Here is a 14,797-nt window from a genome sequence, read left to right on the forward strand (position 1 = left end):
CGGAACTCCCAGGCTAGGAAAAAGGGCCGTCGACCAGTGTAAATCGCGTGACCCTCCCGTTCCTAACGCTGCGACTGTGCGCTCAGCTCAGAAGGGACGGCGTGAGAGTTCAACCGTGACTGGGGTTGTGCCCACATGGACGGCTTCCATCGGAACGGTCCAGCCTGCTCCGGCATGGATGGAGAGGCTGTCACTATCTCGAAGCCATTCGGTCCCGGGACGTCGTCGTAGGGTTGCATGCCCTCTGCCCTGCCCCGTGTCCCACTCCAGTTTGTCCAGGATCAGGCCGTGGTGGCCTACCAGGCCAGTGATCGACCCAGTGGGCCAGTCGGTCGGCAGGGCCGGGAGAAGGTAACAGGTTGCCGGCTCACTCCGGAAGAGCATTGCGGCAACCAAACCAGGCAAGCCTCCCGAAGCATCGACATTGAAGATGGCCCCGGCGTCGTGGGTCGACATCATGTTTTGAGGTGAGGGATTGTTTCCGGACCAAGAGCCCCCACCGGTAGAATCCGTGGGAGAAATGGAAGGGATCGAATGACCCGGAAGAAGTTCAGCCCGGAATTCAAGGCGGAGGCGGTTCGTGCGGTGATTGAGTCGTCGCGGACTGTTGCCGAGGTCGCGCGTGATCATGGTATCGGCTCGGAAACACTCAGGAATTGGGTGAATGCGTATCGGCGGGACCACCCGGATGAGTTACCGGAGATCAGCGAACCGGAGCGTGCTGAACTGGCACGGTTGCGTAAGGAGGTCCGTGAGTTGAAGGCCGAGCGGGAGTTCCTGGGAAAAGCGGCGGCCTTCTTCGCCAAAGAGTTCCGGTGACCGCGAAGTACGCGTTCATCAACAGCGAAGAAGGCAACTACTCGATCCGGAGCATGTGTCGGTGGGCGAGGGTGTCGAGGGCCGGCTACTACGAGTGGCTCAACCGGCCGGTCTCGGTGACCCAGCGGTGGCGCGACGAGCTCGGCGACATCATCGAGGTCCTGTTCGCCGACTCCGACGCCACCTACGGCTACCGACGGATCCATGCCGCCTTGGTGCGGGCCGGGAGGCCGTGTGACCCGCAGACGGTGCGTGCGATCATGGCCGAGCGTGGCTTGGTGGCTTGTCAGCCGCGCCGCAGCGGGCCCAGGACCACGATCCCGGCTGACGCGAAGGATCTGCCGGATCTGGTCAACAGGGACTTCACCGCCGACGAGCCCGGGCTGAAGCTGGTCGGGGACATCACCTACATCCCGACCTGGCAGGGGTGGGTGTATCTGGCCACCGTGCTGGACTGCTGCACGAAGAAGGTCGTCGGGTACGCGATGGCCGAGCACATGCGAACCGAGCTGGTCACCGACGCCCTGGCCATGGCGATCAGTAATGGCCATATCCGCAGCGGGGAGACGATTTTCCATTCGGATCGCGGGACTCAATACATGTCGGCCGAGTTTGCCGAGTTCACGCGCGCGGCTGGGATTGTTCGGTCGGTCGGACGGACTGGTATCTGCTATGACAATGCGTGGGCGGAGTCGTTCAACGCGACCTTGAAAGTGGAGCGGGTTCATCGGGCCGTGTATCCGACTCGGCGGCATGCTATCCGGGATATTGCACGCTACATCGAGTTGCGTTACAATCAGAAACGGTTGCATTCCGCGCTTCAATATCGTACCCCGAACGAAGCAGAGCAGGACTGGTACGAAACCAACAAGGCAGCCTGAAACATGAATATCAAGCGGTCCGGATTTCATCCCGCAGTCCATTTGGCCGCCAGTGCTCCTGGGTCAGCCAAGTCACCGCCCAAAGGGCGGTTTCGGCATCGCCAAGCCGGGCGGCGACGATGCCCAGCTGGCACAGACCAAAAGCCATCTCCATCGTGCCCGGGGGTGCGGTGGGGTTGCTGTTGCGGTGTCTGACTCTGGCTGCAAGGGCCGCGCGAGTGGCCTGCTGGATGGCGCTGTCTTCCCAACGCTCCTCGCCCTCAATCTCCGCTACGTAGAGGTGTGAGCAGTGCCTGTGTGCGTGGTTCTCTGGTGTGCCGTTGTCGATCCACTCCGCAAGGAGCCCGTCGCTGATTCGAAAGGGAGGCAGGTGGTCACGAAACTCCATCCACGCTGCGCACGGGCGCTCGTCTCCTACGAGATGAGCAAGGCGGCAGGCGATGAGCGCCGCGTCCCGAATGATGGTCAGATCGCCTGTGGGATCGATGCTGAGCGGGGTGTCTCTTCCCTCCGGGGTGTTCTCGGGCGAGAACCCGGGGGCGACGTGCCACTGACCGCCCCAATGGGGGAGTGCGGTCGTGTAGAAGGCCATTACCTCATGTGCAAACTCCCAGATCCACGGGAGCGCCGCTTTATCGCCGGTCGCGCTGAGGTAGTCGAAGCAGTGGCGGAGGAGCCACCCGCCTCCGCCGACCCAGAACGCGTGGGGAAACGCGGCGTTGAAGTGGTTGGCTCTGCCGTGGCTGCTCATGTGTGTCGGAAGGAGCCATCCGTCCGCGCCCCAGAGTCGTACGGCATTCTCAACGAAGTGCTCCCGGTAGCGGTCCAGGAGCCGGATCAGACTCGTGCGAAGCTCCGGCATGCCGGTGGTCACTGCTGATGCGAGCGCGCCCGCAGTGAGGTTGCCGTTGAGCGTGTAGTCACCGGACCAGGCAGGGGCCCAGCTTCCCTGCCAAACTCCTGAGAGATTGGGTGGTAGTTCGCCGGTGGAAGACAAGATGGTGTGCCGTCCGGCGGCGTATGCCAGTTCGACCAGCCCGAGTCTGGCGTCCGCATCGTTCGACCTGGCACGAAGGAAGAGATCCTCTGTCGAAACCTCAGTGCCTACGTTGCTCTGCAGATCGAGTTGGCTGCCCGCGATGAGTGCCGCACGATCCAACGGTGTGGTGGGTCCGGCCGATCGGCCAGGGGAAGCGAATCCTGCGACATCCACAGTGAAACGGATCGTGGTTGAACTGCCTCCTTCGGTCGTGAACTCCAGCGTCGCTCCACTTGTGGAGCACGCTACCCAGGAGGAATGTTCGGGTGCACTGATCCTTGTAGTGGCCGTGACGGGACGCAAGGCCTCGTGGCTGGTCAGAGCCACCGAGATTTCTGGGGTCGGGCCGACCACTGCAAAGTCGAGAGCAGCTCCGTAGCTCTCCCCAGCGGTGTGTCCCACCAGCCCGGTCGGCGCCGTGTCGCCGGCGTTGCCCGCAACAAGTAGCTGCCAGGTGGTGTGCCGATCACTGCTGCAGGTGAGGTCGATGGCGGGATCGCCGTGTCGGCCAGCAAGGGTGACACAGAATGACCCCCTGTCGCATCGGTCCAGGAGATGGTGGCGTCGCCGCTGAGGAAGTCGACGCTCCTTCGATAAGTGTCGGGAGCGAGTGGGTCTCCCCCCATGACCAAGGCACAAGCCAGCACGGGAACAAATGGATCGGCCCAGATCAGTTCGTCACCAGCAGCCGCCCGAAGCAGACGGTCCGCTTCGTGGTGGTCGCCGCGCCGAAGCGCGGCGACCATCGACCCTAGGTGGGGCGCGAGGACCGGTGCGGGCGCGTGGCTGTTGACCGGTAGGAAGAACTGCTCGTGGGTGAGATGCAGGACGTGTCTCGTGGGAATGCCGTGAAGAACGGCCCGACGGTGCCTGTTCCGATGGCTAGGCCGCTCTCCCAGTTGGCAGCCCTCTGGCTGCTCATGAAACTAGTGCGTGCGGGCACTGTTACGCCAGGTCAAGCGCGACTGTGACGTACGAGTGTGGTGGCAGAGTGACCCGGAGCCCCCTTTCCACAGGCTCGAGGTCGGTGAACGCCCGTGGTGCCACGGCGTCAGGGGCAGCGGGAGTGTTGTGGGCCCGGACTGTCTCGGCGGTGAGGATGCGCCCGTGCCAGCTCTTGACCGACCTGCCCCGCAGGTCGAGAACGAGCTCAACGGGGCCGTCGCTGTCGAGGTTCGTGAGCGAGACAAGGGCGGATGTTCCAGTCGTGGTCGCTGAGGCGGACACAGTTGTCAACTCTGTGCCGTTCCAGTTTCGAGTCGGGGCATTCCGGACACGGACGTCGCAGGTCGCTGCATCGTGATGACCGGTGTTCATCTCAAAGACGTGGTAGGTCGGCGTGAGAACCAGTGCGCTCGTCTCGGGATCAGTCAGCACCATTGCCTGGAGAACATTGACCGTTTGGGCAATGTTGGCCATCACGAGGCGGTCAGCGTGGCGATGGAAGGCGTCAAAGTGGATCGCGGCCACCATCGCGTCCCGGAGCGAGTTCTGCTGGTACAAGAACCCGGGGTTGGTTCCCGGCTCGACATCCCACCACGTCCCCCATTCATCGAGGACGAGTCCAATCCGGCGTTGCGGGTCGTACCTGTCCATGACCGTGGAGTGTCGGGTGAGGAGTTCCTCCACCTTTGCTGCCGACGCGATTGTTCGGAAGTAGTCATCCTCGTTGAAATCGGTCGCCGACCCCTTGAGCCCATTCTGGCCCGCGAAGCTGTAGTAGTGGAATGAGACGGCCTCGAACGCCGGTCGATCACCGCAGGGGATGCAGCCGAGAGCCTTCATCAGCGACTCGGTCCATTCGTAGTCGGAATCGCTTGCGCCTGCGGCGATACGGTACAGCGTGTTCTCGCCGTGGTTTCGGGCGTAGGTGGCGTACTGGCGCGCGAGGTCCGCATATGCATCGCCCCGCATATTGCCTCCGCAGCCCCAAGGCTCATTCCCGATCCCGAAGAAGGGCACCCGCCACGGCTCGTCGCGACCGTTCTGGCGGCGCAGCGTAGCCATGGGAGAATCGTCACCACGGGTCAGATATTCTACCCATTCACTCATCTCCCGCACCGTCCCAGAACCGACGTTTCCGCAGATGTATGCGTCCGCCCCGAGCATGTCGCAGAGATCCATGAACTCATGTGTTCCGAACGAGTTGTCCTCCACCACGTCACCCCAGTGGGAGTTCACCATCCTGGCACGCTCCGTACTTGGACCGATGCCGTCGCGCCAGTGGTAGTCGTCTGCGAAGCAGCCGCCGGGCCACCTGAGGTTGGGGATCTGGATTGCCCGTAGAGCTTCGACGATGTCGGTGCGGATCCCGCGGGTATTGGGCAGTGGAGAGTCCTCCCCGACCCAGAAGCCGCCGTAAATGCAGCGGCCCAGGTGTTCGGCGAAGTGTCCGTAGAGATGGCGGCTGACGGTCGGGCCCGTCAGGTCAAGGTTGATGACGACGTCTGTGTGGGTCATGGAATCTCGATGTTTCTGTGTGTGTCTCAGGACAGGGTCGGGTGGATGCACAACGGCACGAGTGCGGGGATGGTGGGACGCGTGCGGATGCTGTGCCCGCGTCCCTCCTCGCAGTTGAGGATCGCCTCCATGACCTCGAGGACGTGCAGCCCGACGTCTCCGGAAGCCCGCGGGGGCTCGCCGTGTGCGAGACGAGCCGCCAGGTCCGCCACGCCGACGCCGCGGGCGCCGTCCCGGTAGCCGGCGGTGGGCGCCACCTCTGCCCATTCCCGGACCTCGGGAGTCCAGAGCAGGGTGGTGTCGGAGAACTGGTTCGGGTCGGGGATCCCGAGGGAGCCCTGCGTGCCGTACACCTCGAAAAGCGGGGCACGGGTGGCCCACACGTCGAAGCTGACGGTTACGGTGCTGACGGTGCCGGAGGCGTGCTGCAGCAGCGCCGTCACGTGCGTGGCGACGTCGACGGGGATGGCCTGGCCGGCGAGCGGCCCCGTGGCGACGGTCCTGGGGCGGTCGCTGCGGGTCGCCACCCCGGTCACGCGGGCGATCGGGCCCAGGAGGTGGACCAGCGCAGATAGGTAGTAGGGGCCCATGTCGAACAGGGGGCCGGCTCCCGGCTGGTAGTAGAAGGCCGGATTGGGGTGCCAGAGCTCGTGACCGGGCGCCGTCCAGTGGACCATGGCACCCACGACGTCGCCGATCCGTCCCTCCTCGATCAGCTGTCGGGAGGTCTGGATGCCGGTACCCAGCACGGTGTCGGGGGCGCTTCCGACGGCCAGTCCGGCCGCGGCGGCGGCCTCCATGATGGCCTGTCCCTCGGCGAAGGTCAGCGCCAACGGCTTCTCTCCGTAGTAGTGCTTGCCGGCTGCCAGCGACTGCAGGGCGAGCGGGGCGTGCGAGGCGGGCGTCGTGAGGTTCAGGACCAGATCGACGTCGGGGCTCGCCAGGAGGTCGGCCACCGGGACGACGGCGGCTCCCAGTGGGGCGGCGGCCGCGGCGGCCCTGTCCTCGTGGAGGTCGGCGACCGCGGTGATGGTGATGGTCGGGTAGGTCGGCATGGCGGCCAGGTACTGGCCGCTGATGTTTCCGACCCCGATGATTCCGACCTTGAGAGGGGTACCCATCGCACAGGTCCTTTCTTGGCAACGTTGCCGCTAGGGATGCTGGCGATCAGGCATCTCAGGCCAGCTCGTCACCTACTCTAGAGAACGATCTCTAGACTGTCGAGTCCTCCTAGGGGCTCGCGCGTGGGTCCCGTGACGTCAGTGCGACTCGCGGCTGACCAAGGTCGTTGGCAGGGTCTGATCTCGGGAGATGTCGCGGCCGTGGGAGAGGGAGTTCGCCATCTCGGCGGCTCTCCGTCCCATGTCCTCGAGCGGCTGGCGGATGCTGCTGAGCGGAGGGTCGGTAGTCGTGGCGACGGCCACGTCATCGAAGCCTAGAAGGGCAACGTCGCGCGGGACTGACCTGCCGGACGCTTGAAGGACGCGGAGGGCTCCGGCTGCCATCAGGTCTGATGAAACGAAGACCGCGTCCACGTCGGGGGAGCGGGCGATGATGCGCATCATCGCGGACGTCCCGCCCGCCATGCTGAAGTCGCCATAGGCGACAGGGCCCGGCGTGATGCTGGCCTCGTACAGTTCGTCCTGCCAACCCTGGCGGCGGTCGTTGGCTGCCGTCATGTCACGCGGGCCGGCGATGTGTGCGATACGTTGCCGGCCTGAATCCAGGAGAGTTCGGGCGGCCAGGCGACCTCCCCCGTAGTTGTCCGCGTCAATAACGGCGGCGTTCGCGCCGATCGGGAAGCCGGGGCGTCCGACCCAGACGAGCGGTAGGGATGAGGCGGCGATGGCCGCGGTGACCTCGCTGAACTCGTGCTGCAGGATCACGATGGCGGCGTCGACGTGCCCTTTGCTCAAGTACCGCGTCACGCGGTTGTCGTTGTCGGCCGCCACGATCACGGGCTGAATGTCGACGTCCGTGAGTCCCTTGACTGCGCCCTGAAGGATCTTTGCAGCGAAGTTGCCCATCAGGCCGCCGAGCTCATTCGTGGCGACCACGAGGCCGATGGCGCCAGAGCGGCCACTCCTGAGTGAGCGGGCTGCAAGGTTCGTCTCGTAGCCGAGGCGTCGCGCCTCTGCCATGACGGCAGCGGTCATGGCAGGGTCGACCCGGTCGGAGCCGGCGAGAACCCGGGCCGCTGTTGCTCGGGAGACACCCGCCCCATGTGCCACGTCGATCACGGTGGGTCGCTTCACCTGTCCTCCTGACGCGTCCTGTACGGGTATGTGGCGAGCTTGCTGGACCTTCCGTGCGGTGGTGGGCCCGCTTTTCGCGAACCATAACAGAGAGATAACGATCCCGCAGACGGGTTGCATCGCAAGACAAAAGATGCTTGCATAGGCGGCGTGAGAGAACGATCTCTCAGCCGGAAGTCGCTTCCGGACACAATCCCGCAAGGAAGGGGGATTCCTCATGGCTTCCCGTCGAATCGCCGCCGGAGCCGCGGCCGCCGTAGCGCTTGCGCTGCTGGCGACTGGGTGCTCCAACCCGGCACCTACCACCACCAGCGGCGCGTCCGAACAGACGTCCTTTGAGTTCTGGTCCTTCACCGGTATCGATCAGGCCGCCAGCGTCGAGGAGTACAAGGCCAAGCGGCCAGACGTCACCGTCAAGCTGACCGAGGTTGGCTCCTCCGTTGAGACGGCGCAGGCCCTGACCACGGCCCTCGCAGGCGGTAAGGTTCCCGACCTGGTTCTGAATCCAAGGCGATGACCTGCCCAAGTTTGTTGAGAACCCACAGAACTTCGTCGATCTCAACACCCTCGGTGCCGAGGAGATTGCCGGTGACTACCTCGAGTGGTCGTGGTCGGCCGCGACTGCCCTCAACGGTGCCCACATCGGTGTTCCGACCGACGTCGGCGGCATGGCCGTGGCGTATCGAACGGACCTCTTCGAAGCGGCTGGGCTCCCAACCGACTCCACTTCCGTGAGCGCACTGTGGCCCACTTGGGACGACTTCATCAAGGTCGGCGAGGCCTACGTTGCTCAGACCGGGAAGAAGTTCGTGGACAACTCGTCCCAGTCGATCTTCTTCCAGGCCGTCAACCAGGTGGAGGCCAAGTACTACTCACCCGACGGCGACCTCATCTACGACTCGAACCCCGAGATCAAGGCAGCGTTTGACCTAGCGCTGAAGGCCGATGCATCTGGGATCAGCGCGCGTCTTGCGGGGTGGTCAGATGGCTGGAACACGGGCATGGGCAAGGGCGATTTCGCAGTGATGGCTGCTCCCAGCTGGATGCTCGGGTCGATTCGGAGCAACGCGCCTGACACGTCAGGGCTGTGGGGTGTGGCCGAGATCCCGGAGAAGGCCGGCAACTGGGGAGGCAGCTACTTGGCCATCCCGGCCGGTGCCAAGAACCCACAGGCAGCATGGGAGTACATCAAGGAGATGCAGTCGCCCGAGTCGCAACTTGAGCACTTCGTGACCTCTGGCGCCCTCCCCACGACACCGGGCGTGTACGCGGACCCCGCCTTGCTGGAGTACCGCGACCCCTTCTTCCCCGATGCGCCGATCGGCCAGATCTACACCGCGTCGGTTGAGGCGATGAGCCCGTTCTTTATTGGTCCCGAGTCCGGACCGATCGGTACTGAGTTCATCAATGCCGTCGTGGCAGTCGAGGGTGGCTCACTGTCTGCCGACGAGGCTTGGCAGAAGGCGCTCGACAACATCAAGCTGGCGATCGGCGAGTAGTGCTGATCGGAAGGGGCTGTCGACAGCGGAGTGTCGACAGCCCCTCCGGAAGGACTCATCAACCATGACTGCAGAGACAATGACGCACACACAGGCGCCGTCGCGCGCCGAGAAGCCTCAGCCCAAGGCGTCATACAAGACGCGCTGGAACAAGTTGGTGGAGTCGGTGTCGCCTTACGGCTACATCGCTCCGTTCTTCCTGCTCTTTGCCATCTTCGGGCTGTTTCCACTCCTGTTCACGTTCTACATCAGCTTCTTCGAGTGGAACCCGATCGGCGAACAGACATTCATCGGGCTGGACAACTTCGTTCGGCTCTGGAATGACCCCCGATTCTGGAACGCGACTGTCAATACGTTGGGTATCTGGGTGCTCTCGACCGTGCCGCAGTTGCTGCTTGCGCTTGGTCTGGCTCACCTCCTCAATCACCCGCGACTGCGTGCAGCCACGTTCTTCCGCATGTCGATGCTGCTGCCGTACATCACCTCCACGGCAGCGACGGCCATCGTCTTCGCGCAACTCTTTGATCGCGACTATGGGATGTTCAACTGGTTGATCGGGCTGGTCGGAATCGACCCGATCGACTTCACTCAGGACAAATTCGCCACGTGGGCGTTGATCGCACTCATGGTTGCCTGGCGCTGGTTTGGCTACAACACGCTCCTTTACCTGGCGTCGCTCCAAGCCATTCCGCAAGAGGTCTACGAGGCGGCGGCCGTGGATGGAGCTTCGGGGTGGCAACAGTTTTTCCACATCACCATTCCGTCGCTGCGTCCCATCCTCATCTTCACCATCGTGACCTCGACGATCGGTGGCCTACAGGTGTTCACGGAGCCGCTCCTCGCCAACCCGACCGCATCGCAGACGTGCGGCTCGACCCGGCAGTGCCAAACCCTTGCACTGTTCCTCTACGAACAGGGCTTCGGCCAGTACCAGTTTGGTTACGGTGCCGCGATCGGCGTGGCCCTGTTCATCATGGTTGTTTTCTTCGCCGTGATGAACTTCCTCCTCTCGACTCGGCTGAAGGGAGCCTGACATGTCGATCCACAAAGCCGGGCCTGACTCGAAGGGACGCCACCGTCGCGTCAATCGCGTGAGGTGGTGGACCTATCTCGGTCTCATCATCGCCGTCGCGATGTGCGCATTCCCTCTCTACTGGATGTTTGTCATCGCGTCGAGCCCTGCGGGTTCGGCCGCTCAACGCCCTCCCCGTATGGTCCCCGGTCTTCGGCTCGGAGAGATGTTCACGTTCGTCGTGTCGACGGTTCCGTTCATGCGGGCGCTCCTCAACTCGGCTGTCGTCTCGCTGCTCGTAGGGGCTGGGCAGGCCTTTCTCGCCGCCATGGCCGGTTATGCCTTCGCAAAACTCCGGTTTCCTGGGCGGAACACACTTTTCATCGTCGTGGTGCTGACCATGACCGTACCGACGCAACTGAGCATCATCCCGCAGTACATGATCATCTCGTCGATCGGTTGGGTTGACCGACTCGAAGCCCTTATCGTCCCCGGACTCGTCACAGCCTTCGGCATCTTCTGGATGCGACAGCACATCACTGCGACCATCTCCGATGAACTCATCCAGGCTGCCAAGGTGGATGGCGCCAACTCGTGGCAGACCTTCTGGCAGATTGTCTTCCCGGTGGTGAAGCCGGCGGCCTTCGTGCTAGCTCTCTTCGGCTTCGTGGGAGCATGGAACGACTTCATGTGGCCGTTCATTGTCCTCAAATCCCCGGAGATGTTCACCATCCAGATCGCGCTGCGACTTCTGCAGTCCAACCGGTTCATCGATGTGGGACTTGCCACAGCCGGATCGTTCTTTGCCACCCTCCCGTTGCTCATCGTCTTTGCGTTCGTCGGCAAGAGGCTAGTCGCGGGGATCATGGATGGCGCATTCAAGGGCTGAACTGGCCCACTACCTCAGGAACATCATGACCACCGCAAATTCGGCTCAATCCATGCTGGAGTCGGCGCCTTGGCGCGATCCGTCCCGCCCCATCCCTGAGCGGGTCGAGCTCCTACTTGGGCGGCTCACCCTCGCCGAGAAGATCGGGCAGCTCGGGTCCGTGTGGCCACAGCCACCTGTCGAGGGCTGGATCGAGGGTGGAAACGTTGCCCCCATGCAGGACCAGTTCTCAGACGCTGATCTGCCCCACTCAGATCGCATCGCGCATGGGCTGGGACACATCACTCGTGCCTACGGAACGCGACCGGTATCCCCGGCCCTTGGTGCGCGGCTTCTCGAGCAACTGCAGCGCGAGGTTGTCTCGGCCAACAGGTTTGGTATTCCGGCCATCGCGCACGAGGAATGCCTGACAGGGTTTGCGGCATATGGAGCCACGGTTTATCCTGCGCCGTTGGCGTGGGCGGCAGCCTTCGATCCGGACACAGTCCTGGAGATGGCTTCAGCCATCGCCGAAGACCTGCGCGGCGTCGGGGTCCACCATGGGCTCGCTCCTGTGCTCGACGTTGTGCGGGACTACCGCTGGGGAAGGGTCGAAGAGACGTTGGGGGAGGACCCCTACCTTGTGTCGTCGCTGGCCGTCCCCTATGTCAAGGGCCTGGAACAGGGCGGGATCATCGCCACCCTCAAACACTTCGCTGGCTACTCAGCGTCGCGGGGCGGACGCAACCACGCGCCGGTCTCTGTTGGCGGCCGCGAGCTCGCCGACGTGTTCCTCCCACCCTTCGAGGCGGCACTCGTTGAGGGCGGTGCCCGGTCGGTGATGAACAGCTACACCGATGTCGACGGCGTCCCGGTTGCGGCAAGCAGCGAACTGCTGACGGACCTCCTTCGAGATACCTGGGGATTCGAGGGGACAGTCGTCTCGGACTACTGGGCGGTGCCATTCCTGCGTTCGATGCACGCCACCGTTGCCGATGACGCTGCCGCCGGCGTTGCGGCGCTGCGTGCAGGCATCGATGTCGAACTGCCGTATACCGTTGCGTATTCGCAGGAGCTGACAGAAGCAGTGGAAACGGGGCAACTGCCGATACCGGTGGTGGACAATGCGGTCCGCAGGGTGCTGACACAGAAGATCGAGGCTGGGCTGCTTGACCGTGGGGTGGATCTGGTGCCTGCCGGGGCCGGGGACGTTGAACTTGACTCGGCCCGGAATCGAGCCATAGCTCGGCGTCTCGCCGAGCGGTCGGTCGTTCTGCTTCAGAATGACCAGTCCGTGCTACCGCTCACTCAGTCGCCAGCGAAGGTAGCTGTCATCGGGCCGAGTTGGGACGATCCCCGCAACCTTCTCGGCTGCTATGCGTTCCCAAATCATGTGCTCTCCAAGACTGCCTCCTTCGGGCTCGGCGTGGAGATCCCCACCATCGGGCAGGCGCTGATGGATCGACTCCCCTCAACGGAGTTCGAGTGCCACGCCGGCGTGTCGATTGCAGGCTCGGATGCTTCAGGAATACCGGATGCCGTCGAAGCGGCTCGCAATGCAGACCTGGTGTTCCTCGTTCTGGGTGACAGGGCTGGGCTCTTCGGCGCAGGGACGTCGGGTGAGGGCTGTGACGCGCCCGATCTCTCGCTTCCAGGACGCCAGGCTCAGCTTGCCGAAGCAGTCCTGGCGACTGGAACCCCCGTCATCTTGATCATGGTGTCCGGTCGGCCTTACGCCATCGGGGAGCTGAGCCGACGTTCAGCTGCAGCGCTCCAGGTGTTCTTCCCCGGGGAGGAAGGTGCAGAGGCGATAGCGGATGTCATCACAGGAATCACTGAGCCGAGCGGCAGACTGCCAGTCCAGATTCCGGGCGGGGATGGTGCTTCACGCTCCACGTACCTGCAGCCGAGGCTAGGTGGAAGGTCGGAAGGTGCCACTGTGCTGGACAATAGCCCCGCCTATCCCTTCGGGCACGGCCTCGGCTATGGCACCGTGTCTTACGAGTCTGCCTCGCTCGCCGCCGATGAGATTCCGATCGATGGCACGTTATCCATGTCCGTTGTGCTCCGCAACCACGGGACTCGCCCAACGACCGAGGTTGTCCAGCTCTACGCGACCGACCCCATTGCGCAGGTCGTCCGGCCGCTCCGGTGGTTGGTTGGCTTCCAGCGGGTAGTCGTGCCTGCCGAGTCGAGCGTCGAAATCGCATTCGAGGTTCCAACGGACCTCTTCTCATTCACCGGTCTCAAACGGGAGAGGATTGTGGAACCAGGGGTGGTGACGCTGACGGCGGCGCGGTCCGCCGCAGATACCGGGCTACCGGTTTCAGCGCAGCTCTTGGGGGCTGAACGGGCCGTTCCACATCGACGACGTTTCTTCTCTACGTCCCGAACCAGGGTGATTGGGTGAGGCCGTCAGACAGCCTGCTGCTGCCAGGCTTCCATCCGGACCCCAGTGTCGTCCGGGTGCCGGATGGCTATGTCGTCGCCTGCTCCTCATTCGAGTATTTCCCCGGGATTCCGCTTTACTGGAGTGCTGATCTCCGAGAGTGGAAGTACGTAGGTTCGGCGATCGCTTCAGACAACGCGCCGGCCGTGCTCGCGGACGCGTATGACTCGGGCGGCATCTACGCGCCAACCCTGCGGTATCTCAGCGGTCGCTACTTCCTCACCGGAACGGTGTTCAGCAACTCTCGGAGCGAGATGAACTTCTTCGTGACGGCAGCGACTCCGCTTGGGCCCTGGTCCCAGCCGGTCGTCGTCGAAGGAGCCCGAGGCATGGACCCGGATATCTTCGAGGATGACGACGGTTCGCTGTGGTGGACCGGGTGTCGGTTGAGAGATGAGCCGAGCTACGAGGGAGAGACGGAGGTGTGGTCCAGGGAGCTGGATCCTGTGTCGGGGCAACTGGTCGGTCCGGAGTACCACTTGTGGTCTCAAGCCGTTACCGGAGCAGTCTGGGGAGAAGGTCCGCATCTCTACCGGCGCGGACAGTGGTATTACCTGCTCACAGCCGAGGGTGGAACTGAGGAGAACCATGCCATAGTCGTAGCCCGCTCCCGTGCAGTGACTGGCCCGTATCGGGGAAACCCGAAGAATCCGATCTTGACCCACCGCCACCTCGGTCCGGGCGAGCCTGTGGCGAATGTCGGGCACGCTGACCTCTTCGACGACCATGACGGACAGACCTGGGCCGTGTGCTTGGCTGTCCGCCCACGCGACGGACACCACATTCTTGGCAGGGAGACCTTTATCGTCCCAGTGAGTTGGGTTGACGATTGGCCTGTGCTCGCGCCAGGCGTCGGAAGAGTCGCTGATCCGGGGACCTCGACCGATGCCCGCCACAACAGGTTGGCACGCTCTGACGCCACCCTTTCTCTCCGTGGCCCCGCAGACTTCGTGCGGATGACGGAATCGGGCTGGGTGCTGCACGGGGCGGACCAGACGTTCAACGGCACTGGAACACCCAGTGCACTGTTCCGTCGCCTTACCCGGTGGGACGACCAGGTTCGCGTCACCCTACGCTTGAGCGAGGGCGCGGCAGGTGGGCTGATCCTGCGACAGAGTGACGCGAGTCACCTCAGGGCGGAGATCGACTCGAAGAGGGGTGCCGTGGAACTGATCGAACGAGATGCAGGGACGGATACGTGCGTGGCGTCAGTCCGGATCGAGGTATCGGAGCTGATTGAACTCTTGGCTCAACTGGATGGCGGCAAGGTCACGTGGTTCGTGAACGGGCAGCCCCTGGGCGAGACGAAGGCATCCAGCCTTGCAACCGAAGTAGCGGGAGGGTTTGTGGGGACGGTCGCCGGCCCCTACGTGGTTGGTGCTGGGGGCTTGGGGCTGGTCACGGACTGGGTCCAAGGGACAGATCAGGACTTGGCAGCCGCTGGGCTGCCCGTGCCGCCAGTGGGGCATCGTGCCCAGGATCACTCAGGCACAACACACAACTAGTAGGAGAAAC

Annotated in this window: 12 protein-coding genes; 7 read left to right on the forward strand and 5 right to left on the reverse strand. The window is 63.6% G+C overall.

What is annotated here, in order from left to right; genetic code table 11:
- Positions 1-87: 87 nt before the first annotated feature.
- Entirely contained in the window at positions 88-630 is a 543-nt protein-coding gene (locus H9L22_RS20115; RefSeq protein WP_406707803.1) for a glycoside hydrolase family 95-like protein, read from the reverse strand.
- On the opposite strand from H9L22_RS20115, the gene H9L22_RS00265 reads away from it, so the two are divergent.
- Positions 535-1,700 (forward strand): IS3 family transposase gene (locus H9L22_RS00265; protein WP_187721137.1). Its coding sequence is split into 2 segments (ribosomal slippage): positions 535-781 and positions 781-1,700, totalling 1,167 coding nucleotides; the frame shifts between segments, so codons are not numbered across the junction. The two genes, H9L22_RS20115 and H9L22_RS00265, sit on opposite strands and share 96 nt — an antisense overlap.
- 10 nt (positions 1,701-1,710) lie before the next feature.
- Here H9L22_RS00265 and H9L22_RS00270 read toward each other — a convergent pair.
- The 4 genes from H9L22_RS00270 to H9L22_RS00285 form a co-directional block, all read right to left on the reverse strand.
- Positions 1,711-2,913, reverse strand: a complete 1,203-nt coding sequence (locus H9L22_RS00270) for a glycosyl hydrolase family 95 catalytic domain-containing protein (protein ID WP_187721138.1) — start codon at positions 2,911-2,913, stop codon at positions 1,711-1,713.
- 771 nt (positions 2,914-3,684) lie between these two features.
- Complete coding sequence (locus H9L22_RS00275; protein ID WP_187721139.1) at positions 3,685-5,199, reverse strand: alpha-N-arabinofuranosidase; 1,515 nt, start codon at positions 5,197-5,199, stop codon at positions 3,685-3,687.
- Positions 5,200-5,225: 26 nt separating this feature from the next.
- Positions 5,226-6,320, reverse strand: a complete 1,095-nt coding sequence (locus H9L22_RS00280; RefSeq protein ID WP_187721140.1) for a Gfo/Idh/MocA family protein — start codon at positions 6,318-6,320, stop codon at positions 5,226-5,228.
- Positions 6,321-6,458: 138 nt separating this feature from the next.
- Positions 6,459-7,454, reverse strand: coding sequence for a LacI family DNA-binding transcriptional regulator (locus H9L22_RS00285; protein WP_187721141.1), 996 nt, complete (start codon positions 7,452-7,454; stop codon positions 6,459-6,461).
- Positions 7,455-7,671: 217 nt separating this feature from the next.
- Between H9L22_RS00285 and H9L22_RS19365 the strand changes: the two genes are divergently transcribed.
- The 6 genes from H9L22_RS19365 (at position 7,672) to H9L22_RS00310 (ending at position 14,787) form a co-directional block, all read left to right on the forward strand.
- Positions 7,672-7,971 carry an extracellular solute-binding protein gene (locus tag H9L22_RS19365; protein WP_264292510.1) on the forward strand — a complete coding sequence of 100 codons (300 nt, stop codon included), beginning with the start codon at positions 7,672-7,674 and terminating at the stop codon, positions 7,969-7,971.
- Between the two features lies 1 nt (position 7,972).
- The gene (locus H9L22_RS00290; RefSeq protein ID WP_264292641.1) at positions 7,973-8,953 is read left to right on the forward strand and encodes an extracellular solute-binding protein; all 981 of its coding nucleotides are present in this window, start codon (positions 7,973-7,975) and stop codon (positions 8,951-8,953) included.
- Between the two features lie 64 nt (positions 8,954-9,017).
- Complete coding sequence (locus tag H9L22_RS00295) at positions 9,018-9,986, forward strand: carbohydrate ABC transporter permease (RefSeq protein WP_226966002.1); 969 nt, start codon at positions 9,018-9,020, stop codon at positions 9,984-9,986.
- A gap of 1 nt (position 9,987) precedes the next feature.
- Complete coding sequence (locus tag H9L22_RS00300) at positions 9,988-10,854, forward strand: carbohydrate ABC transporter permease (protein WP_187721142.1); 867 nt, start codon at positions 9,988-9,990, stop codon at positions 10,852-10,854.
- Between the two features lie 52 nt (positions 10,855-10,906).
- The gene (locus H9L22_RS00305; RefSeq protein WP_187721143.1) at positions 10,907-13,243 is read left to right on the forward strand and encodes a beta-glucosidase family protein; all 2,337 of its coding nucleotides are present in this window, start codon (positions 10,907-10,909) and stop codon (positions 13,241-13,243) included.
- Positions 13,240-14,787, forward strand: a complete 1,548-nt coding sequence (locus H9L22_RS00310) for a glycoside hydrolase family 43 protein (protein WP_187721144.1) — start codon at positions 13,240-13,242, stop codon at positions 14,785-14,787. Before H9L22_RS00305 ends, H9L22_RS00310 begins: the two co-directional genes overlap by 4 nt.
- Positions 14,788-14,797: the final 10 nt, after the last annotated feature.

This window comes from Tessaracoccus defluvii (assembly GCF_014489575.1).
GTDB lineage: Bacteria > Actinomycetota > Actinomycetes > Propionibacteriales > Propionibacteriaceae > Arachnia > Arachnia defluvii.

What these genes read in the sequence shown, in the direction of transcription:
- H9L22_RS20115 (WP_406707803.1), bottom strand. Translation starts at nt 630, where the DNA reads ATGATCACGCGCGACCTCGGCAACAGTCCGCGACGACTCAATCACCGC.
- H9L22_RS00275 (WP_187721139.1), bottom strand. Translation starts at nt 5,199, where the DNA reads ATGACCCACACAGACGTCGTCATCAACCTTGACCTGACGGGCCCGACC.
- H9L22_RS00280 (WP_187721140.1), bottom strand. Translation starts at nt 6,320, where the DNA reads ATGGGTACCCCTCTCAAGGTCGGAATCATCGGGGTCGGAAACATCAGC.
- H9L22_RS19365 (WP_264292510.1), top strand. Translation starts at nt 7,672, where the DNA reads ATGGCTTCCCGTCGAATCGCCGCCGGAGCCGCGGCCGCCGTAGCGCTT.
- H9L22_RS00295 (WP_226966002.1), top strand. Translation starts at nt 9,018, where the DNA reads ATGACTGCAGAGACAATGACGCACACACAGGCGCCGTCGCGCGCCGAG.
- H9L22_RS00300 (WP_187721142.1), top strand. Translation starts at nt 9,988, where the DNA reads ATGTCGATCCACAAAGCCGGGCCTGACTCGAAGGGACGCCACCGTCGC.
- H9L22_RS00305 (WP_187721143.1), top strand. Translation starts at nt 10,907, where the DNA reads ATGCTGGAGTCGGCGCCTTGGCGCGATCCGTCCCGCCCCATCCCTGAG.